The sequence below is a fragment of the Bacillus sp. FSL W8-1141 genome (assembly GCF_038593205.1).
GTDB lineage: Bacteria > Bacillota > Bacilli > Bacillales > Bacillaceae > Bacillus > Bacillus altitudinis.
This window is the reverse complement of record NZ_CP151973.1, coordinates 1,431,420-1,457,500: the sequence shown is the minus strand read 5'-3', so window position 1 is coordinate 1,457,500 and position 26,081 is coordinate 1,431,420. Positions and strand designations below refer to the sequence as shown.

Here is a 26,081-nt window from a genome sequence, read left to right as displayed (position 1 = left end):
TTTCCCGAAAAAAGTATAGCATGTAAATGAGCTCACTCAAAAGATTTTGTTTGCTTTTTTTCCAATACTTCCAAGCTTCTATTCAAGAAAGTGAGGAATGGCGGCGTCATCCCTTGACCTTGAGCTTTTTTTAAAAGGTAGCCAATGATTGCTTTTCTTTCAGTTTGGCGGCCTTTGACGATATCTTGCAGCATCGACGATTGATTGGCAGCCGTTTGATGGCAAATTGATTTCACATGAGCCCATAGACGATCTTTCTCAAGCAACCCTAGAATGGAAACCGCTTCTTCAAATGCACATGTCATCATATGTTCATATGACGGGTTCGATACCAATTCCCCATTATTCACATGTAATAAAGCCGTCAACGGATTAATACACACATTGACGAGCAGTTTTTCCTCCAGTACTTTCTTCCATTCATCTGTATAAACCATTTGAAAATCGACCGTTGATAGTTCACTACCCATAGGTTCTTTTTCCTCATGCAGAAATGCTCCCCACTTGATGACACCAATTCCTGTATGGTTTACTGCGCGATCAGACACCTTCATTGCGCCATGCTCTACTACACCAATATATAACTGATGTGCCGTTTTCCAGTTCTTTAAATCGACGAGGTGGGCCATTCCGTTCTGCAAAAATAAGATCCGATGACGAGGCAGTCCCGATAATTCCCCTAGAACATCTTGCAGATGATGATACTTCACTGTCACAATCAGCAAATCAAATATTCCTTTGACCCCGGTATCGGCCCCAACAGCTGATTGAATGGTTTCCCCTCTTACCATTCGTTCGATGCCTAATGCTCGAATTTCTTCTGCCTGCTGTTTTCTTCTTGTAAAGACGGTGATGTCATGATGCTCTGATAAATAACTGGCACAAAGCAGACCAATCGCACCACCGCCAATGATTCCAATTTTCAATTGCCGCACTTCCTTTTTTCTGTTTACTTCATGTTATCAACCATTTTACCAGTTTAGTGCTACGATGCAAAAAGCAGATAACGCGCTATGATTGAATTTTTTTAATTAAAAAACTATAATAATAAGTGTAAAAACTTTTTTAGGCGGATGGGATGAAAACGCCTTCAATGACATCACTGTCGACATTATGTGTGTAAGGGGGAAGATCACATGACACAAGTAAAACGTCTTCTGATTAACTACAAAACATTAGAGGAATTTAAACAATTTAAGGAATATGGCATACAAGAACTTTCCATGCTTGAAGACCTAGAAAGTAATATGATTGAAAATGACAGCAACTCTCCATTTTATGGGATTTACTTTGGAGATAAGCTTGTGGCACGTATGAGCCTCTATCAAGTAGATGGCTCGACGACGACGTATTTTGACCATAATCATGATTATCTAGAGCTGTGGAAGCTAGAAGTGTTGCCAGGATATCAACGTAAAGGATACGGTGAAGCACTTGTTGATTTCGCAAAATCTTTTGGCCTTCCAATTCGAACGAATCCACGCGTCAAATCCGCCGGTTTTTGGGATAAAATGGGCTTTGAAGCGGTGAAATATGATATGGAACGCGATAAAGGAGAAAACCCACTCATTTGGGAGCCTGCACATATTCAAAAGAACACAGGTGAGTCCGCTTAATCATTTTAATCATTAAGAAAACGCCCCTCTTTCCATCTATGAGGGGCGTTTTCTTATTTTGCGTAATCTTTTAAGCTGATATTCTGTTTGACTCTTTCAACAATACCAATAAGTGCCCGGTAATCTTCTTCTGTCATTTTTAATTGACGTTTCAGCTGTTCATTTTCTTCGGTGAGTGATTTTAATTGATGCTGTGCATCTTTAAGCTCCTCCCGTAAATAAGCTGGACCAGATGGTTCTTTCTCAAGCTGCTCTAGAAACCGAATTACTTCTCGAAGCGTCAGTTCAGTCTGATCAGAAGATGCCTTCTCTTCTATGGTGAACGCATGCTGCGGTAAACCCGAAGAATGGATACCAATTTTTTTACGCAGTTCTTTTCGCTGTTTTTTGGCAAGCTCAATGCCTGCCTGGTACTGCTTTCTGACGTAAGAATTCCACCTGAATCCACATGCTGCTGCTGTTCTTGACAATGCTTTTCCAACCTCTTCAAATGCTGAAAGCTGGGTACCTCCATCTCGGATATGCCTTAAGACAACTTCTGCTAAAAGTAAATCTTCATCTTGTGTCCATGCGTCCTGCCGTGTAATCGTCAACTCATCATCCCCCCTGAATCTGAATACCACATCATATGCGCTTACTAGAGTAGATAGACTATTTGCAGGAGAGAAACCTAAAAAATAGATCAATAAAAAAACGCAAGGGAAGATTCCCTCACGTTTTTTTATCAAGCATTAGTTGCTTTTTACGTCTTTGCCTTTGTATGTTCCGCAAGATTTGCAGACACGATGAGAAATTTTCATTTCACCGCATTCTGGGCAAGCTACCATACCAGGTACTTGTAGTTTGAAATGCGTACGACGCAATCTTTTTTTCATTTTAGAAGTTCTTCTAAAAGGTACAGCCATTATTCCCACCTCCTTAAAGAGTTAAGATTCATTATTTTCTTCTAAGAGCTTCTTCAAGCCTTCCAGACGAGGATCAATTCGGTTTTGATGTGCATCTTCCGAAATGACCGCCCAGTCATTCCCTTCCTGTGGTGCAGCACCTTTTACGCCAGCTTGGTCGCAAAAGATTTGCATGGGCACTTCAAGAAGAATTTCTTCCTTGACTATAGGCGTTAAGTCGATGATATCGTCTTCTACAATAGAAACGTCTTCATCTTCTATGTCGTCTGTCTTATGAAGTACAAATAGTTCTTTTGTTGAAATCGCAAATGGATAATTTACATCAACAAGCGTTCTTGAACAAGGCAATGTCATTTCACCTGTGATGGTTAAATCAAATGCGACTTGCTTTGATTCGATCACTCCAGTCCCTTTCACCTCTACTGGTGAAATACGACGTATATCTGAATGAAGGCTAGTAAGTTCATTTAAGTCAACCGTCTCATGAAAATCGAAGCTGTTTTTAGCTTTTTGATGTAACTGATAAACTGTCCATTTCAATTGTATCACCTCTAAGAGCAACAAACATGATTATAGCTTTCATCATGCTATTTGTCAATATTTTTTCTTTACAGTCCTTCATGATGTCAAAGGGCTGTTTGACATCAGTTCTCGGAATGCCTACACTGAAAAAAATGGTCTTCATTTTTCCCTTATGCTACTGTAGCACAGACCATTTAACCATAGCAAGAAAGGCGGAACATCTATTGAAAGCAGTGGGAGTCGTTGTCGAGTACAATCCATTTCATTATGGGCATGCCTATCATGTGAATCAGGCGAAAAAACAAACCTCCTCAGATGTTGCCATTGCCGTTATGAGCGGTTCTTTCCTCCAGCGCGGGGAGCCTGCCATCGTCTCAAAATGGGCACGTACAAAAATGGCACTGCAAAACGGTGTAGACATTGTGTGTGAGCTTCCATACATATATGCCGTACAAAAGGCAGAAACCTTCGCCAATGGCGCTGTGTCCATCCTCGATGCATTAAAATGCCATTCTCTTTTTTTCGGCAGTGAGGATGGAGAAATCAACGCATTTGAGCGCACAGCACACGCTTGGCATGAAAAAAAGGCAGAGATTGATCTTTTAACAAAAGAAAAGGTGAAAGAAGGTCTTAGTTATCCCGCAGCAGCAGCAGGTGCGTTTCAAGAGGCCATTCATTCTGAACACTTACTGGATTTGTCCAAACCAAATAACATTTTAGGCTTTCATTATGTTAAAGCCATCTTAGAGAGAGCTCCTCACATGCAGCCTTTTACGTCTCAAAGAATTGCATCTGATTATCATGATGAAGAACTGCCTGACAACCAAAAAATCGCAAGCGCCACAAGTATCCGAAAAGCATTAAAAGAACAGAGCTCATTTCAAGAAGTCACGCCCTACCTACCAGACGCTACTTTAAAGCAATTACACGACTATCATTCTTCATATGGTCTTTTACATACGCAAGAAGCCTATTTTCGCTTTCTGAAACATGTTTTTCATACAATGGATACGAGTGAATTAGAGGGCATCTATGAAATTGAAGAAGGCATTGAACACCGCATGCAAAAAGCCATAACACATGCGTCTTCCTACGATGAGTATCTATCACTTGTCAAAACAAAACGATATACGTGGACAAGGTTACAGCGGATGAATACGCATCTATTAATGAACGTGAAGAAAAAGACGATGCACGAGCTGCTTGAAGAGAAAAAAGCGCCCTATATTCGTTTACTTGGAATGACAAGGAAAGGACAACAGTACTTGTCTCTTGTAAAAAAAGAGTTGGATGTACCACTTGTGAGTAAACTGTCTTCCTTTTCACATCCCGCCCTTGATCTTGATATTCGCGCTTCAAGGGTGTTCAGCCTTCCCATCTCTGAACCCATGCAAACAGAGTTAACAAAAGCAGAGTTTAAAACATCACCGATTCGATATGATGAAGAGAGCGGACTCTTTTCACCTCGATAGAAAAAAGCAGCCTGATTTGCAGGCTGCTCTTTTTTATGATGCTTTCTCTTTTAATTTGTTTAAATAGTTTAGTGCGTCCTGCATGGTATCCACAGGAACGATTTTCATATCACTTTTAATATCTTTTGCTGTTTTGACTGCATTTTTGTAGTCAGAGTTTGGGTCACCTTTATCATTCGGTGCAAAGAAGATGTCTTTCCCTGCTTTGTCTGCTGCAACAACCTTTTGATCAATTCCGCCAATCGGTCCGACTGTACCATCTGCATCAATCGTTCCAGTTCCTGCGATCGCATAGCCGTGTGTTTCATCTTCTTTTGTCAGCTGATTATAAATTTCAAGTGACATCATTAAACCAGCCGATGGACCGCCGATGTTTTCAATATCCACTTTCACAGAAGGAGACACTTTCACATGACGGTCTGTAAATAATGATACGCCAATTCCCACTCGTTTTGGCTCTTCTTTAAATGGTTTTAACGTCACGTTCTGCGTGATTTCTTTGCCATTACGTTCAAGTACAAAACGGACAGTCGTGCCTGCTTTTTTACTGCTGATATACGAAACCATTTTATCTGCTGACTCATATGTATGGCCGTCGACGCTTTTGATCTTATCGCCCACTTCAATCTTCCCATATGCAGGCATTCCTTTCATCACATAGCTCGCATATACCCCATTAAACGTATAATCTACTTTTTTCCCTGCTTTTGTATAAGCGGCAATCATCGCATTTTCTTGAGAACTTTTCATGAGCTGCAGCTGCCGTTTCATATAATCCTCATCAGACTCTCCGTCCGCTTTAATATTTTCTTCTGGAACGATTTCGTCATACTTGTTCATTTTTGCAAGCAAATACGTATATGGATTGGCTGGACCTACTTTAATGGTCATAAGAGAAAAGCTCCCCTTCTCGCCATATCCTCCGTCTACTTGAATGTGTGGCGCAATTTCTGTTGCATCACCTGGCTTTGTGACGTAATAGGGCAGTTTCACAAAAGTTAAGCCAAATAAGACTAGAACAACAGCAAAAAAGCTGAGCCAGCGAATATTTAATTTTTTCATTCGATTAACACTCCCATTTATCAATGACATCTTTCAGTTTTTCTTTTAGTTGGTCGGCGGCGAGTTCACCTGCTTCAATCATTTCTTGAACCTGTGTAAACGCACTAGAGCTAAAGGTCTCGAGCTTCGGCCGAATCATGAGATCTGCATGAATGGTTTGGTGACGAACCAATTCATTTTGAAGGATGTCCAAACTTTGCATAATGACATCCGATAATCTCGTTGCCTTTTCTGTTTTTTTCACCCTTGATACATCAGAGGCGATAATGAGATCTGCCCCCATTTCTTTGAGAACAGAGACAGGAATGCGGTCCACTACCGCTCCATCCACCAATTGCCTGCCGCCTATTTCATGCGGAACAAACACACCCGGAATGCTAATGCTTGCCCTGACTGCTTGTGAGACAGACCCTTCTTTAAACACAACCTTCTCCCCTGTCTGAAGGTCACAGGCGACAATCGCAAGAGGCACGCGCATTTCTTCAATATTCTTCCCATATGTAAACGTGTGAATCAGCTGCAAAATTCGATTTCCTTTTAACAGACCGATTTTTGGCAGTGTATAGTCAGCATAATACTTTCTTCTGAAGACAAGTGCAAGTTTTTTCATTTTTTCTACGTCTTGTCCTGCTGCATAAAAGCTCCCCACAAGAGCACCAATACTGCTTCCTGCGATCATATCCACCTGAATTCCTTGTTTCTCAAGACTAGATAAAACCCCGATATGCGCCATCCCTCTGGCACCCCCGGAGCCCAGCGCAAGCCCGATAATCGGTCGTTTCATGAATCCACCCTCCTCTTTCTATGCATATATACGAATCTATAGGTCTAAACATGCCCCTTCTCATCGTATAGTAATAGAAGACAGGCTCGGCTAGCATCTCTTTTTCTTTAATCACGAGCTCGCCAATAGATTATAACGGCAAGGGGCGACATCTCCATGAAAAAATGGAACACTCTGTTCATCGCTGCTTTTTTTATCTTTTTAACAGCCACTGTGATTACACATCCACAAGCCTCTTTGCAAGCATCGAAAAATGGACTTGCAATGTGGTGGGAAGTGGTTTTTCCATCGCTGCTACCTTTTTTTATTTTGTCCGAGCTATTAATCAGTTTCGGGATTGTCAGATTTGTCGGCGTATTATTAGAGCCATTTATGCGGCCTATCTTTCGGGTGCCTGGTGTCGGCGGATTTGTACTAGCGATGGGAATGGCCTCTGGTTTTCCTTCTGGCGCTAAATTGACGACAAGACTTCGGCAGGAAGGACAGCTGACAAGAATTGAAGCAGAACGCCTTGTGTCATTTACCAATTCTTCAAACCCTTTGTTCATTTTTGGAGCAGTGGCTGTAGGATTTTTTCATCACCCAGCTATAGGCATTGTGTTAGCCTGTGCACATTATTTAGGAAATCTCGCGGTTGGGGTGACGATGCGCGGATATAAAGCACGTCATGATGCGCACCTCAGAAGCCGAAAAGGATTTTTATTGCCTCCAATTCGAGAAGCATTCAGCGCTCTTCATACGGCAAGACTTGCAGAGAAAAGACCACTTGGCCAAATATTAAGTGACGCTGTCATGTCATCTGTTCAAACTTTATTTATGATTGGCGGCTTTATCATTTTATTTTCTGTCTTTAGTCAAATGCTCGCTGTCGTTCATGTGACAGATCTTCTCTCTATCGGGATCGGCTCTATACTGAAAACGATGCACCTTCCGCCGGAATTAGATCTAGCCATGATTGCGGGTCTATTTGAAATCACATTAGGAAGTCAGCTCACAGGATCACAAGAGGTTTCCATGCTCGCTAAAACAATTGTGGTCAGCTTTATTTTAGGATTTAGCGGATTCTCCGTTCAAGCTCAGGTAGCCGGGATTTTGGCAGCAACCGATATACGCTTTAAACCGTTTTTCTTCGCCCGTTTGCTTCACGGTATTTACGCAGCCGTCTTTGCCTTTTTGTTATTCAAACCCCTTTATGTCTCTAAAGCAGACATGGCGCTTCCAGCAGGGGCATTTGAAACAAGCGAGCAAGTCGTGATGTTTAGCAGCATGTTATGGAATCAGCTTGTATCTGCTGGTCCTCTCATCACCTTGTTCAGTCTGATCGTGTATATTGCACTCTATTATCAGAAATTAAAAAATGGATGAGTGCACAATGCACTCATCCATTAAATTTCTCTTTCAGCGCAGCTTCGACCTCTTGCGGTACAAGCTCTTTGACTGATCCATGATATTTCGCTACTTCTTTAACAATGCTTGAACTTAAGAAGGAGTATTGATTATTCGTCATCATAAAGAACGTTTCAATGTCATCATTCAACACTTTGTTCATTGATGTCCCTTGCATCTCGTATTCAAAGTCCGTCACCGCTCTAAGTCCGCGTAAAATGACTTTCGCCTCTTTTTGTTTCGCATAATCAACGAGCAGTCCATGAAAGGATTCCACTTTGATATTTGGTAGCTCCTTTGTTGCTTGACGAATGAGTTCACATCGCTCTTCAACAGTAAACAACGGCTTTTTTGACGAGTTATTGAGGACGCACACATATACTTCATCAAAAATCTTTGCCCCTCTTTTGATAATATCCAAATGGCCCAATGTGACTGGATCGAAGCTACCCGGACAAACGGCTATATTCCCCATGCTTTAATTTCCCCGCTTTCTATAGATCGTAATGCCAGTCATTCCGTACATTTCCTGCCTTGAGATATGCAGCTGTCCTGCTTCCTCTGGCAGTGTCACATCTTTATCATGCTCACACACAATGACGCCATCATCTGCTAATAAGGAATGCTCATCAATCGTATCAAGAAGTGCTTTCAACTTTTGATCTTTATACGGCGGATCAAGGAAGATGGCTTGAAAAGATTCTTCTCGCTTCACTACAGCGGCGAGTGCACGGTTTGCATCATTTCGAAACACTTCACTTTGATCCATCAGCGACAATTGATTCAAGTTGCCTTTAATCGTCTGAATCGCCTTCATATCTCGATCCACAAATATACAATGATCGAATCCTCTAGAAAGCGCTTCAATACCTAAACCACCACTTCCAGCAAATAAATCAAGGGCCCATCCCCCATCAAAATACGGTCCAATCATATTAAAAATGGATTCTTTTACTTTATCTGTTGTTGGTCTTGTTGATTGGCCGGGTACGGCTTTCAGCGTGCGGCCTTTTTTTGTTCCAGAAATCACTCTCATTTTTCCACCACTTTTTCTGCTTGCATCTATTGAATATTGTTTGATGACAAAAAATTCAACATTATCTTACCATATCCACTCCACATGGGACAATGCACTGAATTCCATTCATTTTCTATGTATAGATCACAAAAGAGAGGGTCATACTACTGTTAACAGCATCTGATGTGGTGCTGTTGCCAACCGCGGAGAAGACTTACGTTTCCCCATAAGTTCTTCCTCCGGTTTCTCCTCTCCCTTTGCCTTCTCCTTAATGAATCATTAAGAATAGAAGGACCCCGCGGGTGATGCCGCGGGGATTTTTTTGTGTCTTTAAAAGCCCACCTTATAATCATACTCTTTTGCTTTGTCCAATTTCGATTCGTACTCTAATTTAATAAAAGGTTTATAGGAAGGCTCAACACGTTTTACAAATGGCAATGAACTGAGCTTTGCCATGTGGCGCTCAAGATCATTCATATCACAATAAATCACTGCATATTTCATTTTCCTTGAAATATAGTGAACATTCCCAAATTTCCTTAGCGCTTTTGACTGCTTTAACGAATGCAGCCAAACGACCATCCCTTGACGTTTGGTATCCATCTTTTCACCTGCCGCTTTTCAATTCTTTCCGTTCATTATGTAAAAGACGAGACGTTCAAGTCTCGTCAAGATACTTTACAGCCACAGCTGCCTCCTGATCCACAGCCACCGCCGCATGATGATAGACCATCAAAATATGGGTTCCCTGTTGGAACTTTAATATATGCTGATACAGCTTGACCGATTTCAATACTAATCTCATCTAAGATGGATTGAATCGCTGTTTCTGCTTTTTTGAAATCAACCACTGTATCGTGAAGATCTAGCTTTCTTTTGACCTCACGCATTTCTTTTGAGATCGTTCTATAGTCCGGATGGTATTTGCCGAACCGCTGCACATCTTCATATTGCTCTTTTACTTTTGTAAAATGGGCAATAATTTGTTGGGCTTCTTCGTCTTGCTGGAGACGCTTAAAGCAGTTGCGGTAATGTTCAGCCTCCTCCGACTGAAGAATCATGGCAGCCAATTGATTTGCTTCCTCTTGGAGCTCCACGAATTCGATTGTCGCATACATAAATGTTGCACCTCCAATTCATAGTTTACCACGAAACCTATGGATCAGAAAATGCTTTTACGTGACAAATACATCCCACGTCTCTCTTTTCTGCTTATATTCAGGGTGACGAGAATTTAGCACAACGGTCATTTTATGCTTTCCTTTTGAAAGGTGCTTGACCACAAACGCCGCAGTATACTCATTGCCTGCCCGTTTCCCGTCTACATACACAGTAAAATACCCAGCCTTCTTATCCTTTTTTAGGGGTGAAGGTTCAAGGTGAAAATCTTGAAGTGTACTTTCTATATACACAACAGATCCCTGCACTTTGTATTTTAAAAAGCCTTGCTGCTTCATTTCACTTTGCGTCTGCTGCATGACTGGTACTGCTGGTTCTTGCCTAGTTACTTGCTCTTGATCATGTTGACTTTGACATCCGGTGAGAAGAAAAAGCAATGCGCATATTGACAGCATCCATTTCATGTTCTGATTCTCCTTTCGTCTACTTTCATAGGATGCTCATGAAATAGACATCTTAATCAACTCAAAAAAAGCCTCACCCGGCTCCATTTTGATTGCGCATTGCTTGGAACATCTGGATCATCATTTCAGCCATTTGGACACTATTGCTCAACTGGCTCACACGATGAGGAATGGTTTTTTCGTAAAAGTTCATTTTATCTAATTCAAACGAAGTGACATTTTCAGGATGCCGCGTTAACTGTCTATACCAGAGTGGGCGCTGCCTGATGAATTTGATTCGATCCTCTTCGGCCATGACAAACTCTTGTACTTCTCTCCGCACCAAAAGCATCCCCTTTCAATTAATCTTTCCTGAAGGAGAATGGGTGCTGGCTGCCTCCAGATGAACCCTTCTTTGAGCCATTTGATGAAAATTGACCGAGTAAGCTTTGTAAAGAGGAAATAGACTGGCTCATTTTATTAATTTGTTCATTCATTTGATCAGCGTCCATTTTTTTCACTGCAGAAACCATTTTAGACATAAAATCTGCTTTTCCCGGTTCACTTTGCTTAGCGGCTTTTTCTTCTTTTGCTTCTTCCGTTTGTGTTTGCCGGTAAGGAGACCACATGTCATCTTCCTCACCAAACATGACCCAATTCTCGTATAAACTTTGCCAGCTTTTTTCTTGCGTCTGCACTTCTTGAATTAATTTCGGATGGCGTCTGACGAACTGTTTAAATTCATCAATGGATGTTTGCTTTTGCTTATTTGTCATATCCTCACCCCCCATACAAATGCCTACTATACTATATACATCTGGGTCTATTTTGGTGAGCCCTTTTCATAAAAAAACAGCCGCCATCTGTGCGCAGCTGTTTAGAGGATTAAGACGTTTTCTTAATGAAGTTTTGTGTATAATACTTTTCTTTCACACCAACGCCAAGGTGCGTGTAATCTTGATTTAACAATGCTTTCCGGTGACCTTCGCTATTCAGCCAACCTTCTACAGCTGCAGGGCCATCAACATAATTATACGCAATGTTTTCCCCCGCAAGCTGAAATGCGACCTCGCCTCTTTCTAACCGGTCTTTCAGCGTGCCGTATTTTTTAGATTCATGGGAGAAATAATGATTATCCTTCATGTCCTCACTATGCATGAATGCCACTTCAGAGGTTTCATCGTCCCACTTTAAGGTCGGCAGTTTGTACTTATGGCGGATAATATTGGTCATATCAAAAATTTGTTTTTGACTCGACGCTTCAATATCCTTCCACTTTTCGCCTGATATCGCCTCAGGTTCAATTAATTGACCTCGATAAACGACTTCATACGGCTTTTGTTTGACAAATGTATCTGCGTTAAAGGCTCGAATGCTCGAAAGAGTGCTTTCAAACTTATCCATGTAGAGCTGGACATACACATCATCTCCCACTTTCACCGTCGGCCTGGTATTCATATCATCTTCTGAGAATTCAAAGCGATATGAATTTCCCTCGTCCTCTACATGAATGTAAGGAGCGATTTGTGTTTTTTTAAACACTTCACTTGTGGCTTGACCGATTTTAAACGGCTCAACATTCAGCCCATCCCCTGTCGCAAACAAGGTCACCACTTTACTGTCCTTTACCCCTACTTGAATATAGTGCTTCTTCGATTGATTGTATATCCACCAGTCATAATCATATGCGGAAGGATCAATGCGATCTGGTTCCCCTAGCTGTTTAAGCACTTCGTTTGAAGACTTCCCCATAAAGGACATGAGACCTTTTTTCGGAATGTTGATCGGCTTATCGCTAGATGTTTCTTCATTAGACACCTTCGGCTCATTGCTGTTTTCTTTTTCTGGTGAAGATCCATATTGAATAAACAGAACATACGTTCCAGATATAATCAGGAGGATGAAGAGTGTTTTCAGCACAGTTTTCAAATAAACACCTCCGTTAAATTGGCAAGGTACAAAAAGTACCTTCTACTGTCATTTAAACAAAACTTGCTCCATTTATCAACGACAATACAGCCTATTTAACACGAATTTAAAATATGCCCCTCCTAATGAAGAAATCCTTGGCCATGATCCTGGTCTTGTTGAGAGATTTCCGTCAGGGCATCACCTGCACGATCGTTTGATAAATCTTCAACTGATAAATCCCCAAGGGCTACGATCCCTGTGAGTGCCCCGTTTTTGACAACCGGGATACGGCGGAGCTGATGTTCTGACATCAACCGGACAATTTCTTCTAGGGTTGCATCTTCTTCAGCTGTCAAAACTTCCTTCGTCATGATGGCACCAACCTCTTGTGAGTTCGGCTTTTTCTCAGCAATACCTCTAAGTACAAGGTCGCGGTCTGTGACAATACCAACAAGCTGATCTCCGTCGACTACTGGAATGGCACCAATGTCAGCATCTTTCATTTTGACTGCCGCTTCATATGCATTGTCGTCCTTTTGCAACGTCACTACTTTTTTCGTCATGATATCTTTGATTTTTTTCGTTTTCACGTTGATTCCTCCATCCGTTATTTTCTTTATTACTGTAACCAGCTTATAAAAGAACATACCCTTCACAGTTGAAAGTTTAACGCTTTCATACTATGATTGTCAGTAAAGGGAATTTTTATAAGGAGGGATTTTGGGTGAAGTTTGAAGGTACGGGGATTGAAAAGGTATCAGCTGACTTAAATAAATTGGATTTCATTATGGAAAGTGAAGGATTTGTACGAGCCGATCAATGGGATTATGAGCGTGTGACGTACGACAGGAAGTATAACATGGTAGAGGGGACGTTTTACTTACGGATCTCTGGCTACGCCACTGAGGGAGATGTCGGCTCCAAAAAAGCCCACATCCAGCTGCTGACACCTTTACTTGGAAAACACTATTATCCGCATGGTGTTGAATATGGAGAAGGCGAAGATTTCCCTAAATCTCTTATTCAATCCAGCAAAAAAACACTGAACCAATTGAAAGAAAAACTAGAAGCGATAACTGCTGAAGCATAAAAGCACAGCCCCTGCGGCTGTGCTTTTCATTTATTCATATTTCGGAATGAGCGCATCTGGTACGGCATCTTTCGCTCTTTCTTTTCTCGCCCAGTCAAAGAAGACAACAGCAAGAATCGATCCGTATACAATCTCCTGAATGATTTTCATCAAAATAGCACCTAGCTGCTGATCTTCTAGCAGCGGCAATGTATGAAACATGTCAGGTCCCGTAAGCGCAAGACCAGCAAGCATATCACTCGGTACGCATAGGTGCAGTGCTTGTATCCATGCGCCGGCATCTGAATAAGTGGCATAGATAGGCGCTTCACTAAACATAATGAGTGCGCAGGCAGGTGTCATTAAAATCCCATCTGCCATAATATATCCAAGCTTTAAAATGCCTGTAATCTGCGGCTGACTTTGCACTTTATGGACAAGCGGCCACCACATGAAAAAGGCAGCGATAAAAATGACAACCGTCATCAATGCGTGATAAAACGGATCTGTTTTTACAAAATCGAACACAAGCGGAATATGATACAGCGAAAACAACCCGTTAAAACCGAGTAAGGCAATCAACGGCTTAGAAAACAAGCGGAAAATCGGCTGAATACCCCGTGTTTGAATGATCCGCTCCCAAATCGCCGCAGGTACACCTGTGATAAGAAGGGGCGGGATGACCAAATAGAGCACTGCCATTTGCGCCATATGCGCACTGAACATAATATGCCCCATTAAATCAATCGGGCTCCCCTTCACTGCATAAAGCAACACAAGCCCCGTGAGAAACAGCGTTTTCTCTTTCACCGTCGCACGGTGCTTACCCTTCGTCACGAGAAGCAGATAAAAAGCGGCTGCTGCTACAATACATGTCAAATAGTAAGGACTCCATAATGCACGAAATCCAAATATCTCTAAGTTTTCCATTGCTGCGCCTCCTTCAAGGGCAAAGCGAGCTTACCACCAAATAATGGTCAAAAAGGCTAAAACGGTAATAAACGCGACAAACACACCTGAGTAAAGAAACAACGCGGGTGTTTCATGCCCTTTTTGGTTCATGTGCATAAAATAATAAAGCTGAAAAGCGACCTGAATCACTGCAAGCAGTAAAATAAAAGGGACAGCGAACCAATTTCCGACGTCTTCAGAGGCGATTGTTAAAAAGGCAACAAACGTTAAACCAATCATCAAGCCGAAAGAAATGAGCTGATGCTTCATTTCTTCGGCATTTTTCTTTTTCCGATAGACAAGATCGACTTTGGACTGATTTGTGTTTTTATTTCCCATTCTTATCCCACCATTCCCATCAAATATACAACGGTAAAGATGAAGACCCACACAACATCAATGAAGTGCCAATAAAGGCTTGCCACATAATATTTTGGTGCATTGTATAAATCGAGTCCGCGTCTCATATTCCGAATCATCAGAGCGGTGATCCAGCAAAGTCCAAATGCGACGTGAGCCCCGTGTGTTCCAACAAGCGTATAGAAGGAAGAGCCAAGTGCAGAGCTCGTAATGGTAAATTCATACGCATGCACATAATGATAAAACTCATAAATTTCTACCCCTAAAAATCCAGCACCTAAAAGAACGGTTACACCTAGCCAAAGCTGCATTTTTTTAAAGGCAAAGTTTTTCATATGATACATAGCATACACACTCGTTAAACTGCTCGTTAACAGAAGCATTGTGGCAATAAAGACAAGTGTGAGGTCAAACATTTCAGTTGTTGTTGCGCCGCCTGCATTTGAATTTTTCAGCGCCAAATAAGTGGCAAACAAAGATGCAAACAGGACCGTTTCTCCCCCAAGAAACAACCAGAACCCGACGAACTTATTCTTTCCTTCTAACGTGGCTTTCTCAGGAGAAGCTGGAAAGGTTTCCGCTGTCATTTTTTGTGGTTCCATTATGCTTTCACCCCTTTGTCATCGTCATCCGTCAAATCTTCTTTGTGAATATGGTATCCATGATCATCTTTAAGAGAGCGAACGAGCATGGTCGCAAAAGTGATGCCAAGACCAATGAAGATCACCGGTAGACCCCAGCTGTGTTCTTGACGATACATAAAACCAAACGCTGACACAAATAGACCGAATGAGATAATGATAGGCAAGATGGAATTATTCGGCATGTGAATATCATCGAGCGGTTCAGATGCTGTCATTCCTTTTTTACCATCCATTTTCTCAATCCATAATGGATCAAGTCCCCGTACAAGAGGCAGCTGCTTAAAGTTATATTCTGGCGGAGGTGAAGATACTGCCCATTCAAGCGTTCTTCCATCTCCCCAAGGATCGCCCGATACACGCTCCCCTTTTGCTGTCGTCCAGATGATATTAATCAGCATGATGACAACTGCTACAAACATGAACAGTGCCCCAATCGTACTCACCAAGTTCCCAAGGTCTAGACCCTGACCTGGCAAGAATGTAAAGACTCGGCGCGGCATGCCCCAAAGACCGAGAAAATGCTGGATAAAGAACGTTAAATGGAAACCGACGAAAAACAGCACAAAGCCAATTTTCCCAAGCTTCTCATTCAGTATTTTCCCAAACATCTTCGGCCACCAATAATGCACACCTGCTAAAATACCGAAGACCACACCACCGATAATGACATAGTGGAAATGCGCCACAACGAAGTACGTGTCATGGAACTGATAATCCGCTGCTGCTGCTGCAAGCATGACGCCGGTTACACCGCCAAGTAAGAATGACGGAATGAACGCAACTGAATATAGCATCGGCGTTGTAAACTTCACATTACCGCCCCATATGGTGAGCAACCAGTTAAATACTTTAATTCCAGTTGGCACCGCAATCGCCATTGTGGCTACGGCAAAGATCGCATTGGCAATTGGACCAAGTCCTGTTGTGAACATGTGATGCGCCCACACCATGAATCCAAGGAAACCAATTAATACAGTCGCAAACACCATGGACGAATAACCAAACAATCTTTTTCTTGCAAACACCGGAATGATCTCAGAGAAAATCCCAAATGCCGGCAAAATCAAGATATACACTTCTGGGTGTCCAAAAATCCAGAACAAATGCTCCCAGATGATTGTATTTCCTCCGAGCTCTGGATTAAAAAAGCTCGTATCAAACATTCGATCAAGCATCAGCATCGCAAGCCCTGCTGTCAGCGGCGGGAATGCGAATAAAATTAGTGCAGATGCCACAAACGTTGTCCAGGTAAAGAGTGGCATTCTCATATACGTCATACCTGGTGCTCTCATATTAATAATCGTTGCAAGAAAGTTGATTCCGGCAATTAGCGTACCAATACCCGCTATCTGCAACCCTAAAATATAGAAATCCATGCCGTGCCCATCTGAATTCAGCGTGAGCGACGCATAGGCAGTCCAGCCTGCATCAGGTGCTCCGCCCATAAACCATCCAAGGTTTAAGAAAATACCTCCGAAAAAGAAGAGCCAAAAACCAAGTGAATTCACAAATGGAAACGCTACGTCACGTGCACCAATTTGAATGGGTACAACCGCATTCATTAATGCAAATAAAAGCGGCATTGCTGCAAGGAAAATCATCGTTGTTCCATGCATCGTCATGACTTCATTGTAAAACCCTGCACTCACAAAATCATTTTCAGGGATGGCTAGCTGAATACGGATAATCATCGCTTCCAGGCCACCAATTAAAAAGAAAAATCCCCCTGCCACTAAATATAATATGGCAATTTTTTTGTGGTCAACCGTCGTTAAGTAATCCCATAAGACAGCGCCAAACCCCCGCTTTTTAGCTATTGTACTCACCATGAAATCCCCCTCTTATCTCCCATTTGCCCCTTTTCATATCAATGTCTATCTTCACGTTCTAAAAACAGACTATATCTGACAGATGACTTATTCTTGGATGTAGAGACTTATTCGGGAGCTCTTAACAAAAACTTCACATAGATCGTATACCCTTTTGAATGTGCGCAACTTCAAGCTGCTCAAGGCATTTACTGTATTTTAAGACCTTTTAAATACTCGTAGAGTGCGTCTGCTTCTGAGTCATTTAGTTTAGGGTACGTCCCTGTCATCTTATTACCTGGTTTAAAGCTCTCTGGATCTTTCAGCCATGCTTTGACATTTTCTTTGTTCATGTCTTTAATTCCAGCTACTTTTGTCCGCTCTCCGAAGGTTGCAAGGTTTGGTGCAGTCCTTGCCGCCTCTGGCCGTTCATCTCCAGGCTCTACCGCATGACAGCTTAAACAGTTTTTCTCTTTAAAGAGTTTTTCACCCTCAAGGGCTAGATCTGACGTAGATGCAGGCTTCTTATAATCTGTCATCTTTTTCGTCCAGCCTAAAAACTCATCTTGAGAAAGCGTTTTAACTTTAAAGTCCATTAAAGCATGTGATGGACCACAAAGCTCTGCACATTTCCCATAGAAATATTCTCCAGCATCTTTCGTTCGTTTTGAGTCAAATGTTAAATAAAACTTGTTCTCGTTGTCTGTATTTGTATCAATTTTACCCCCAGCTGATGGAATCCAGAATGAGTGTTTCACATCAGATGCTTTCAGCTTAAAATAAACCTTTTGATCAGTTGGAACAATCAATTCCTGACTTGTCACAATCCCATAATCAGGGTATTCAAATTCCCACCAATATAAGCTGGCTCTTACATTCACTACAAGTGTCTTTTCAGGATCTCGTTTTTTCTTATCCATGGCGCTTGTATCCCCTAGCTCAAGCGTGTATGCCACAACAGGTACAACGAGAATAATGAGTAGAAGTATCGGAATCGCTGTCCACGTAATTTCGAGGTTACGGTTCCCTTCTACCTGTTTAGGAATCGTATCTTCTCCCACTTTAGAACGTTTGAATTTAATGATGACGTAAAAGAAAATGATCGATACAACAATAACGACAAGAACCATAATAAGTGTACTCAGTACCGTTAGGAAAAACTGTTTATCTGCTACTTCCCCAACTGGCTTGAGTGTTGATAAGTATGGTTCACCGCAGCCCGCCAAAACGAGCGTCAGTAAGAGAAACAGTGAATAAACACGCCATTTTCTTATCATAATTTGTCCCAACCCCTTTTGCTTGATCTCCTTTGCCTTTCGCTTTTACCTCTTATTTATAAAATCACCTTTCACCCATCCATAACCCCCGCCTCTTATAAAAGCACTTACATTTCCTCTTTTCATAAAAAAATGATGTTTTTACTCAAAATACCATCTATGTATAAACAGAAAGCCGCCTAAATAGAACTGAATATCAGGCGGCTTTCATAGTTGTAAGAAAATGTTGTGTTATAAGATATAGCCATTGTTTTGATGTGATCAAAGTGTATTTCACTCTAGAATAGTGTAATAATAATCATCGCAACGAAAAAGATCGTTAAGTAGTTTAATGAATAAACGAACATGAGTGTTGACCACTTCATGATATCTTTCATTTTAAAGCCCATAAGACCAATAACGAGCCATCCAATGTTCAGCAATGTGCCAAGTGCGACAATCGGCCATCCTAATCCACCTAAGAAAAATGGAAGCGGGAGAAGACATGCTGTCCAAATGATGATTTGGCGTTTTGTGACTTCAAAGCCGTAAACAACTGGCAGCATTGGAATACCTGCTTTACGGTAATCTTCCGTTTTCTTAATCGCAAGTGATAAGAAATGCGGAATTTGCCAGATGAACATAATCATAAACAGGACCCAAGCCGTTGTGTCGATGGTGCCTGTAACAGCTGTCCAGCCAATTAATGGCGGAACCGCACCAGATACACTCCCAATGACTGTATTAATGGTGTAATGACGTTTAGACCACATCGTGTATAGAACTGCATAAGTAAAGACACCGATAAATCCAATCACTGCTGATGTAACAGTTGTCATCAGAAGCATAATCAGTCCAAGTACAACAAGCAGAATACCAAATGCATACGCTTGACCCGGCTGAACTTTACCTGTCACCGTCGGTCTTGTTTTTGTTCTTTCCATTAGTATATCAATATCACGGTCAAACGCATTATTAATGGCGCATGAACCGGCAATAATAAGAGAAGAACCAATCATTGTTAACAGCACAATATCAAGATTCCCAAGAAAACTCATACCTGTAAAATAAAAAGCAAGCCACATTCCAGTAAAAGTTGTAATGAAATTGGAATTGACGATGCCCATTTTAATAAGAGCAAGAAAATCTTTTAAAGCGGTTGTTTCTTCTATTTGTCCATGAATAGCTGCTTCCGCGGCTGTTTTGGAATTTGCCAATGTGTATAACCTCCCTTGCCCAAACCTTCAAACGAACGAATAAAACGTAAAATCGTTACAACTCTATCATACAAGATAAAGAGCTGTAAAAAAACATCCTATTAAATAATAAACGACAAACTTGAAGTTATTTGTGAACTTTTCGTGAATTTATTAGGATGTGCGTTTCAGAAGGCGGTGCAAAATGAAATATTCTCTCCTCTATTTCTATCAGACTGTCAAAGAAAGATCAAGCACTCTAAATCTGTAAACTTTGTGAACTAACATATCATTTTTTTGTGAACTTTGGTCATTATGAATTGCAACAGAACACGCATTTGGCTTAAACTTGAGAGCATGTGAGGTTTTCATTTAGATCAGAAGTTATTTAGAGAAGGTGAAATCATTTGATGAAATTTGCTTTAAGGTTATTGAGCGTTGTCACAACATTTGTGATGCTGATCGTTCTGATTGGCGGTGCGCTTGTGACGAAAACTGGCTCCGGTCTTGGCTGCGGCAGACAGTGGCCCCTTTGCCACGGTCGTTTCTTTCCAGAAATGAACCCTGCTTCCATTATCGAATGGAGCCACCGCATGTCAACAGGAGTTTCCACCATTCTTGTATTGGCACTGGCGGTCTTATGCTGGAAAAAAATCAGTCCAGTATTCCGTGAAACCAAATTTTTGGTCATCATGTCCATTATATTCTTACTGCTTCAAGCGCTGTTAGGGGCACTCGCCGTTGTGTTTGGTTCTAACGCACTTGTCATGGCACTGCACTTCGGTATTTCACTGATTTCTTTTGCTTCCGTTTTACTGCTGGCACTGCTTGTGTTTGAAGCCACCAGATCTGAAACAAAGCTTGTGAAGCCGCTTCATATCGGCAAAAGAATGCAGTTCCATATTTATGGGTTGATCACATATACGTATATTGTGGTGTATACGGGCGCCTATGTGAGACATACAAAATCAAGTCTTGCATGCTCTGTCTTCCCATTTTGTTCAAAAGACGGCGCACTTCCAGCGTATTTTAATCAATGGGTTCAAATGTCTCACCGAGCAGCAGCCCTTCTTTTATTCGTTTGGATATTTGTTGCGATGTTCCATGCCCTTAAACATTATAAAGAACAAAAGCAGCTGTATTATGGATGGATCATTTCAGCCATTCTGATTACACTTCAAGCGATCTCTGGTGTCATGTCTGTTTATTCTCAGCTCGCACTCGGTTATGCGCTTGCTCATTCATTCTTTATTTCTTGTTTATTTGGGGTACTATGCTACTTCTGCTTACTCATTGCCCGGTTTAAATATGAAAATAGAGAGCCTTTCAGATAAACATACAATCCCCCTTTCATCCGAAAAGGGGGATTTCTTTTATGTTCGTTTCGCTTCTTCAAATAGCGAAATGGCTTTTTTTCGTCTTTCTTGATGATCGACTGTAGGCAGAGGATATGTATCCCCCAGCACACATCCCGATTTCATTTGCTCATCTATCGGCATTTTACTCGGTTCATGAATCCATTTTTCATTCACATGCTTTAGTTCTGGTACATACCTTCTAATATATTCTCCGCTTGGGTCAAATCGTTTCGACTGGGTCGTTGGGTTAAAAATACGGAAGTAAGGAACAGCATCCGTTCCGACAGAGGCTGCCCACTGAAATCCTCCAATATTCGAAGCCTCATCATAGTCGACAAGTTTTCTCGCGAAATACGCTTCGCCCATTCTCCAATCGATGAGATAATCTTTTGTCAGGAATGAAGCCGTCACCATTCTCAAACGGTTATGCATCCAGCCTTCTTCATTTAACTGTCTCATCCCAGCGTCAACGAGTGGGAAGCCTGTTTGTCCTTTACACCAAGCTTCAAAAAGTGTCTCATCATCATTCCATTTTATATGTTGAAAGGAGGAGTTGATTTCTTTTTCTTTCATCTCTGGATAATGCGCAAAGATCATATGATAAAAATCGCGCCACGCTAGCTCTTTCATAAATGTTTCCTTGCCCTCATCTTCAAAAAGTTCTTCCTCATTGACTGCATGAAAGATCGTGCGAATAGAAATGGTCCCGGTTTTTAAGAACCGAGACAGCTTGCTCGTCCCAAAAACAGACGGAATATCTCGTTTCTCATGATAATGCGTCAATCTTTCTTGAATAAAGCCGCCTAGCGTGCTCATCGCTTTGTCTGATCCAATCTGATCGAATTTCCTTGTACATTTCTTGATGATGTCCCTTAGTTTCGCATCTCCCTTTTCAGAAAGTGACTCATCACAAATCGTATGCTCACTGCTCAGAAATGATTTGTCAACTTTTATCACAGACTGCTTCTCCTGCTTCCGCCACGCTTGGTAGTATGGAGTAAACACTTGATAATGAGAACCATCCGCTTTTAAAATATCTCTCGCCCCATGCAGATGCGTATCTTGCCACTTTGACACATGAATGCCCTTTTCTTCTAAGAAACAGGTCACTTGCTCATCACGAATTCGACCATTTCCTACTTCGTCCTCATTAAAAAAGACCGCATTGATGTCATAAGCATTCATGAGCTTTTGAAAAGCGGACAAAATATCATCATGAATGAGATGAACATACATGTGAGATTCTCTCGCTTCCTTGACGAAATTGGCCAAGTTTTGAAAGAAATGTTCGTTGTTCAAATCCAGTTCCATTTCTGTAAAAAATGGATCTAGATGATAAAAAGCAAATAATCGGTACTGATGTTTTTTTGCATATGTGATCGCTTTTGATAAGGCGATATGATCATCCAATCGCATATCTCGGCGAAACCAAATCACGACAATTTCCACTCTTTCTTCACCTCATTCTATAGTGTAATCACTCTAGCGGGCGGCTGCACATTTTAATGCGCTCAAAAAAAGACACATCGCAGGGGATGTGTCTTGGATTGTTGACAAAGGGCTAAAATGCTCTTTATTTTATCCCTTTGTCTTCTTTTCAGCGTGATAGAAAGCACTTGAAGTCTAGGAAGAACGAGTACTGGAGCGGAGCGAATGTGACATTCGTGAGCACCAGCACGCAGGACTGACAAAGAATGCAAGGGTTTGTCTATACGCTGAGACACATCGCAGTGGATGTGTCTCACTCATTATTCAGGCTTTAAGACAATCAACAGATCTCCAGTTTGAATCCCTTCTCCATTCGTGACATGAATTTCATCCACGATTGCTGAGAACGGTGCTTGTACCGTCGTTTCCATTTTCATCGCTTCATTGATCATCAAGTGCTCACCTTGAGAAATTTTCTGTCCTTTTTCAACAAGCACTTTGATCACAGTACCTGGCATCGATGCGGCAATGTGATTTGGATTTGAGCGATCTGCCTTCATTTTTTCTTGAACGGAGGATTTGATGCTTTCATCCTTAATGACCACTTCACGCGGCTGTCCATTCAGTTCAAAGTAAAGCACTCTTGTAGCATCCGGATTCGGTTCTCCAATGGACACGAGTTTGACAATGAGGGTTTTCCCTTTTTCAATTTCCACCTCAATTTCTTCACCAAGTCTCATGCCGTAGAAGAAGGTTGGTGTGTCAAGAACAGAGATATCTCCATAGCTTTCTGCTGTTTGAACAAATTCAGAAAAGACTTTCGGGTATAAAGCATATGCAATGGCATCTTGTTCTGTCAACGTCAGATCATGTGATTCTTTGAACTGCTTTTTGATCTCTTCAAAGTCCACAGGCTTCAGTTTCTCACCCGGTCTGACAGTAAGCGGCTCCTCCCCTTTTAAAATCAGCTTTTGCAGCTTTTCTGGGAATCCACCATGAGGCTGTCCTAAATAGCCTTTAAACAATTCAACAACCGAATCTGGGAAATCCAGTGTTGCTCCTTTTTCATAAACATCCTCTTCTGTCAGATCGTTTTGCACCATATAAAGTGCCATATCTCCGACCACTTTAGAAGACGGTGTCACTTTCACAATGTCACCAAACATGTCATTTACACGTCTGTACATTTCTTTTACTTCATTCCAGCGGTCGCCAAGGCCGACCCCTTTCGCCTGCTGTTGCAGGTTACTATACTGGCCACCAGGCATTTCATGCTCATAAATTTCTGTATGCGGTGAATTCATTCCGCTTTCAAACTCATGGTAATATTTTCTGACGGAATCCCAATATTGAGAAAGACGTTCAACCGCTTGAACATTCATTTCGGGCTTTCTTTCATGTCCGTCTAAAGCATAATATAATGAGCTCGCACTTGGTTGTGATGTGAGCCCCGCCATAGAGCTGACAGCAACATCAACAATATCAACACCTGCATCAATCGCTCTTGCATAGGTGAAGAGTCCATTTCCACTCGTATCGTGTGTATGAAGATGGATTGGAATCGTGAGCTCGTCTTTTAGAGCAGATACAAGTTCATAAGCCGCCTGCGGTTTTAATAATCCCGCCATATCTTTAATGCCTAAAATATGAGCGCCTGCGGATTCAAGCTCCTTCGCAAGAGAGACATAATATTTCAAATCATATTTCGGACGTGATGGATCAAGAATATCACCTGTATAACAAATCGCTGCCTCTGCCACTTTGCCTGATTCACGAACAGAATCAATAGCAAGCGTCATGCCTTTGACCCAGTTTAGGCTGTCAAAAATACGGAAGACGTCAATGCCTGCCTCTGCCGATTCCTTTACAAATGCTTTAATCACATTATCCGCATAGTTTGTATATCCAACAGCGTTTGATGATCTTAATAACATTTGGAACAAGGTGTTTGGCACTTCTTGACGAAGCTCTTTCAATCTTTCCCAAGGATCTTCTTTCAAGAAACGATATGCCACATCAAATGTAGCACCGCCCCACATTTCCATACTGAATAACTCTGGCCATAAGCCTGCGGTTGGCTGCGCAACTTTCTTTAAGTCGTGCGTTCTAAAGCGTGTTGCAAGCAGGGATTGATGTGCGTCTCTAAAGGTTGTATCCGTTAAGAGTACACCGCTTTGCTCTTTCACCCAATTGGCGAGCCCCTCAGGTCCATGCTTGTCTAACAATTGTTTTGTTCCAGAAGGTATCGTTTCATGGACAGCAAGTTTCGGCACATTTGGTTGATCAAAATGAGGCTTCTTATTTTCCGAAATACCAGGGAACCCATTAATGGTAACGTTACCAATATAAGTAAGCATTTTCGTTCCGCGGTCTTTTTGCTTAGGGAAGTTAAATAGCTCAGGTGTTGAATCAATAAACGATGTATCATATTCCCCTCTTAGAAACTTCTCGTGCTTTGCAACGTTTTCAAGAAACGGAATATTTGTTTTAATACCGCGAATCCTGAATTCTTGTAAATTTCGGACCATTTTAGCCGCAGCTTGATCAAATGTAAGTGCCCAAGTTGACAGCTTGACCAACAGTGAATCGTAATAAGGTGTAATCACCGCACCTTGGAAGCTGTTCCCTGTATCAAGACGTACACCAAAACCACCGCCTGAACGGTAAGCCATGATTTTTCCTGTATCTGGCATAAAATCATTCAAAGGATCTTCTGTTGTGACCCTTGATTGAATGGCAAATCCATGTGTAAAGATATCTTCTTGTTTTGGTATCCCGACTTCTTTGCTGTGGAGGTCATGTCCTTTTGCGACAAGAATTTGGGTTTGGACGATATCGACACCTGTGATCATTTCTGTGATCGTGTGTTCCACTTGGACCCTAGGATTGACTTCAATAAAATAAAACTCGCCATTTGCCACTAGGAATTCTACAGTCCCTGCATTGATATACGATACATTCTGGGCCAGCTGAACAGCCGCTTCACAGATGTCTTCACGCAATTGATTAGAAAGAGACACACTTGGTGCAACCTCAATGACTTTTTGATGACGCCTTTGAACAGAGCAGTCACGCTCATATAAATGAATGATATTGCCGTGATTGTCTCCAATCACCTGCACTTCAATATGTTTCGGATTTTCAATCAGCTTTTCAACGTATACTTCGTCATTTCCAAAAGCCGCTTTCGCCTCTGACTTTGCACGGTCATAGGCTTCGCTCAGCTCCTCTTTTGATCTGACAATCCGCATACCTCGGCCGCCGCCTCCAAGTGAAGCTTTAATAATAAACGGGTAACCGTATTCTTCACCGAATTTTTCGACTTCTTTGACCGAATCAACTGGCCCGTCACTTCCTGGAATGACTGGAATTCCAGCTTTTTTCGCTTCATCTCTCGCTTTTACTTTATCTCCAAACATATCTAAATGTTGAGAAGTTGGGCCGATGAATTGGATGCCTTCCTCTTCGCATCGTCTTGCAAAATGAATGTTTTCAGATAAAAATCCGTATCCTGGATGAATTGCATCCACGTCATTTCGTTTTGCAATTTCGATGATCCCCTCGATATCAAGGTAGGCATCAATCGGCTTTTTCCCTTCTCCAACTAGATATGCTTCATCGGCTTTATAGCGATGATAAGAGCCCGAGTCTTCTTTGGAGTAAATGGCCACTGTACGTAAGTTGAGCTCCGTACAGGCCCTAAAGACTCTGATAGCGATTTCCCCTCTGTTTGCAACTAGAACCTTTTGAATTGTTCTCTGTGACATTCTCAC

General features: G+C 41.7%; 28 protein-coding genes. 5 read left to right on the top strand and 23 right to left on the bottom strand.

Features of this window, described 5'->3' with window-relative positions; all coding sequences use genetic code 11:
• Nucleotides 1-32: 32 nt before the first annotated feature.
• Nucleotides 33-926 (bottom strand): 2-dehydropantoate 2-reductase, encoded by an 894-nt coding sequence (locus tag NSQ52_RS07415; protein WP_159159609.1) that lies wholly within the window; start codon nucleotides 924-926, stop codon nucleotides 33-35.
• A 210-nt stretch (nucleotides 927-1,136) separates the two neighbouring features.
• Here NSQ52_RS07415 and NSQ52_RS07410 point away from each other — a divergent pair, with 210 nt between their 5' ends.
• Complete coding sequence (locus NSQ52_RS07410; RefSeq protein WP_007499784.1) at nucleotides 1,137-1,616, top strand: N-acetyltransferase; 480 nt, start codon at nucleotides 1,137-1,139, stop codon at nucleotides 1,614-1,616.
• A gap of 53 nt (nucleotides 1,617-1,669) precedes the next feature.
• On the opposite strand, the gene gerR is transcribed toward NSQ52_RS07410, so the two are convergent.
• The 3 genes from gerR to NSQ52_RS07395 all read right to left on the bottom strand — a co-directional run bounded on the left by gerR (nucleotide 1,670) and on the right by NSQ52_RS07395 (nucleotide 3,061).
• On the bottom strand, nucleotides 1,670-2,209 hold the full coding sequence (gerR, locus tag NSQ52_RS07405) for a sporulation-specific transcriptional regulator GerR (RefSeq protein WP_017359370.1): 540 nt from the start codon (nucleotides 2,207-2,209) through the stop codon (nucleotides 1,670-1,672).
• A 138-nt stretch (nucleotides 2,210-2,347) separates the two neighbouring features.
• A complete protein-coding gene (rpmF, locus tag NSQ52_RS07400) occupies nucleotides 2,348-2,521 on the bottom strand; it encodes a 50S ribosomal protein L32 (protein ID WP_008354700.1) in 174 nt (57 codons plus the stop codon).
• Nucleotides 2,522-2,542: 21 nt separating this feature from the next.
• Nucleotides 2,543-3,061, bottom strand: coding sequence for a DUF177 domain-containing protein (locus NSQ52_RS07395; RefSeq protein WP_024720301.1), 519 nt, complete (start codon nucleotides 3,059-3,061; stop codon nucleotides 2,543-2,545).
• 26 nt (nucleotides 3,062-3,087) lie between these two features.
• Between NSQ52_RS07395 and NSQ52_RS07390 the strand changes: the two genes are divergently transcribed.
• Nucleotides 3,088-4,515 (top strand): nucleotidyltransferase, encoded by a 1,428-nt coding sequence (locus NSQ52_RS07390; RefSeq protein ID WP_342474030.1) that lies wholly within the window; start codon nucleotides 3,088-3,090, stop codon nucleotides 4,513-4,515.
• Nucleotides 4,516-4,548: 33 nt separating this feature from the next.
• Here NSQ52_RS07390 and NSQ52_RS07385 read toward each other — a convergent pair whose 3' ends face one another.
• On the bottom strand, nucleotides 4,549-5,577 hold the full coding sequence (locus tag NSQ52_RS07385; RefSeq protein WP_017359372.1) for a SepM family pheromone-processing serine protease: 1,029 nt from the start codon (nucleotides 5,575-5,577) through the stop codon (nucleotides 4,549-4,551).
• Nucleotides 5,578-5,581: 4 nt separating this feature from the next.
• On the bottom strand, nucleotides 5,582-6,361 hold the full coding sequence (locus tag NSQ52_RS07380) for a patatin-like phospholipase family protein (protein WP_007499796.1): 780 nt from the start codon (nucleotides 6,359-6,361) through the stop codon (nucleotides 5,582-5,584).
• Nucleotides 6,362-6,517: 156 nt separating this feature from the next.
• On the opposite strand from NSQ52_RS07380, the gene ylbJ reads away from it, so the two are divergent.
• Nucleotides 6,518-7,726, top strand: a complete 1,209-nt coding sequence (ylbJ, locus tag NSQ52_RS07375) for a sporulation integral membrane protein YlbJ (protein WP_061418996.1) — start codon at nucleotides 6,518-6,520, stop codon at nucleotides 7,724-7,726.
• Nucleotides 7,727-7,739: 13 nt separating this feature from the next.
• Here ylbJ and coaD read toward each other — a convergent pair whose 3' ends face one another.
• The 9 genes from coaD to NSQ52_RS07330 all read right to left on the bottom strand — a co-directional run bounded on the left by coaD (nucleotide 7,740) and on the right by NSQ52_RS07330 (nucleotide 12,801).
• On the bottom strand, nucleotides 7,740-8,222 hold the full coding sequence (gene coaD / locus NSQ52_RS07370; protein ID WP_007499803.1) for a pantetheine-phosphate adenylyltransferase: 483 nt from the start codon (nucleotides 8,220-8,222) through the stop codon (nucleotides 7,740-7,742).
• Between the two features lie 3 nt (nucleotides 8,223-8,225).
• Entirely contained in the window at nucleotides 8,226-8,783 is a 558-nt protein-coding gene (rsmD, locus tag NSQ52_RS07365) for a 16S rRNA (guanine(966)-N(2))-methyltransferase RsmD (RefSeq protein WP_007499805.1), read from the bottom strand.
• Nucleotides 8,784-9,095: 312 nt separating this feature from the next.
• On the bottom strand, nucleotides 9,096-9,368 hold the full coding sequence (locus NSQ52_RS07360) for a YlbG family protein (protein ID WP_008345023.1): 273 nt from the start codon (nucleotides 9,366-9,368) through the stop codon (nucleotides 9,096-9,098).
• A gap of 65 nt (nucleotides 9,369-9,433) precedes the next feature.
• On the bottom strand, nucleotides 9,434-9,883 hold the full coding sequence (locus tag NSQ52_RS07355; RefSeq protein WP_017359375.1) for a YlbF family regulator: 450 nt from the start codon (nucleotides 9,881-9,883) through the stop codon (nucleotides 9,434-9,436).
• Nucleotides 9,884-9,940: 57 nt separating this feature from the next.
• Entirely contained in the window at nucleotides 9,941-10,348 is a 408-nt protein-coding gene (locus NSQ52_RS07350; RefSeq protein WP_007499810.1) for a hypothetical protein, read from the bottom strand.
• A gap of 73 nt (nucleotides 10,349-10,421) precedes the next feature.
• Nucleotides 10,422-10,670: a YlbE-like family protein gene (locus NSQ52_RS07345; RefSeq protein ID WP_017359376.1), complete on the bottom strand. Its 249-nt coding sequence runs from the start codon at nucleotides 10,668-10,670 to the stop codon at nucleotides 10,422-10,424.
• A gap of 19 nt (nucleotides 10,671-10,689) precedes the next feature.
• Nucleotides 10,690-11,103: a YlbD family protein gene (locus NSQ52_RS07340; RefSeq protein WP_024720298.1), complete on the bottom strand. Its 414-nt coding sequence runs from the start codon at nucleotides 11,101-11,103 to the stop codon at nucleotides 10,690-10,692.
• A gap of 109 nt (nucleotides 11,104-11,212) precedes the next feature.
• Nucleotides 11,213-12,256 carry a CAP domain-containing protein gene (locus NSQ52_RS07335; protein ID WP_058337381.1) on the bottom strand — a complete coding sequence of 348 codons (1,044 nt, stop codon included), beginning with the start codon at nucleotides 12,254-12,256 and terminating at the stop codon, nucleotides 11,213-11,215.
• 122 nt (nucleotides 12,257-12,378) lie between these two features.
• Nucleotides 12,379-12,801, bottom strand: a complete 423-nt coding sequence (locus NSQ52_RS07330; protein ID WP_034646433.1) for a CBS domain-containing protein — start codon at nucleotides 12,799-12,801, stop codon at nucleotides 12,379-12,381.
• A gap of 161 nt (nucleotides 12,802-12,962) precedes the next feature.
• Here NSQ52_RS07330 and NSQ52_RS07325 point away from each other — a divergent pair, with 161 nt between their 5' ends.
• Nucleotides 12,963-13,328 carry a YugN family protein gene (locus NSQ52_RS07325; protein WP_008345035.1) on the top strand — a complete coding sequence of 122 codons (366 nt, stop codon included), beginning with the start codon at nucleotides 12,963-12,965 and terminating at the stop codon, nucleotides 13,326-13,328.
• A gap of 30 nt (nucleotides 13,329-13,358) precedes the next feature.
• On the opposite strand, the gene ctaG is transcribed toward NSQ52_RS07325, so the two are convergent.
• The 6 genes from ctaG to cyoE form a co-directional block, all read right to left on the bottom strand.
• On the bottom strand, nucleotides 13,359-14,237 hold the full coding sequence (gene ctaG, locus NSQ52_RS07320) for a cytochrome c oxidase assembly factor CtaG (RefSeq protein ID WP_326111703.1): 879 nt from the start codon (nucleotides 14,235-14,237) through the stop codon (nucleotides 13,359-13,361).
• Nucleotides 14,238-14,267: 30 nt separating this feature from the next.
• On the bottom strand, nucleotides 14,268-14,597 hold the full coding sequence (gene ctaF / locus NSQ52_RS07315; protein WP_003211520.1) for a cytochrome c oxidase subunit IVB: 330 nt from the start codon (nucleotides 14,595-14,597) through the stop codon (nucleotides 14,268-14,270).
• 2 nt (nucleotides 14,598-14,599) lie between these two features.
• A complete protein-coding gene (gene ctaE / locus NSQ52_RS07310; protein WP_089374148.1) occupies nucleotides 14,600-15,223 on the bottom strand; it encodes a cytochrome c oxidase subunit III in 624 nt (207 codons plus the stop codon).
• Nucleotides 15,220-17,091 carry a cytochrome c oxidase subunit I gene (ctaD, locus tag NSQ52_RS07305; protein WP_342474029.1) on the bottom strand — a complete coding sequence of 624 codons (1,872 nt, stop codon included), beginning with the start codon at nucleotides 17,089-17,091 and terminating at the stop codon, nucleotides 15,220-15,222. Before ctaD ends, ctaE begins: the two co-directional genes overlap by 4 nt.
• 188 nt (nucleotides 17,092-17,279) lie before the next feature.
• Nucleotides 17,280-18,347, bottom strand: a complete 1,068-nt coding sequence (gene coxB, locus NSQ52_RS07300) for a cytochrome c oxidase subunit II (RefSeq protein ID WP_039168612.1) — start codon at nucleotides 18,345-18,347, stop codon at nucleotides 17,280-17,282.
• A gap of 278 nt (nucleotides 18,348-18,625) precedes the next feature.
• A complete protein-coding gene (gene cyoE, locus NSQ52_RS07295; RefSeq protein ID WP_024720296.1) occupies nucleotides 18,626-19,543 on the bottom strand; it encodes a heme o synthase in 918 nt (305 codons plus the stop codon).
• A gap of 389 nt (nucleotides 19,544-19,932) precedes the next feature.
• Between cyoE and NSQ52_RS07290 the strand changes: the two genes are divergently transcribed.
• Complete coding sequence (locus NSQ52_RS07290) at nucleotides 19,933-20,856, top strand: heme A synthase (RefSeq protein WP_024720295.1); 924 nt, start codon at nucleotides 19,933-19,935, stop codon at nucleotides 20,854-20,856.
• A gap of 39 nt (nucleotides 20,857-20,895) precedes the next feature.
• Here NSQ52_RS07290 and NSQ52_RS07285 read toward each other — a convergent pair whose 3' ends face one another.
• Nucleotides 20,896-22,329: a deoxyribodipyrimidine photo-lyase gene (locus NSQ52_RS07285; protein ID WP_327878357.1), complete on the bottom strand. Its 1,434-nt coding sequence runs from the start codon at nucleotides 22,327-22,329 to the stop codon at nucleotides 20,896-20,898.
• A gap of 299 nt (nucleotides 22,330-22,628) precedes the next feature.
• Nucleotides 22,629-26,075 (bottom strand): pyruvate carboxylase, encoded by a 3,447-nt coding sequence (gene pyc / locus NSQ52_RS07280; protein WP_342474028.1) that lies wholly within the window; start codon nucleotides 26,073-26,075, stop codon nucleotides 22,629-22,631.
• Nucleotides 26,076-26,081 lie beyond the last annotated feature (6 nt).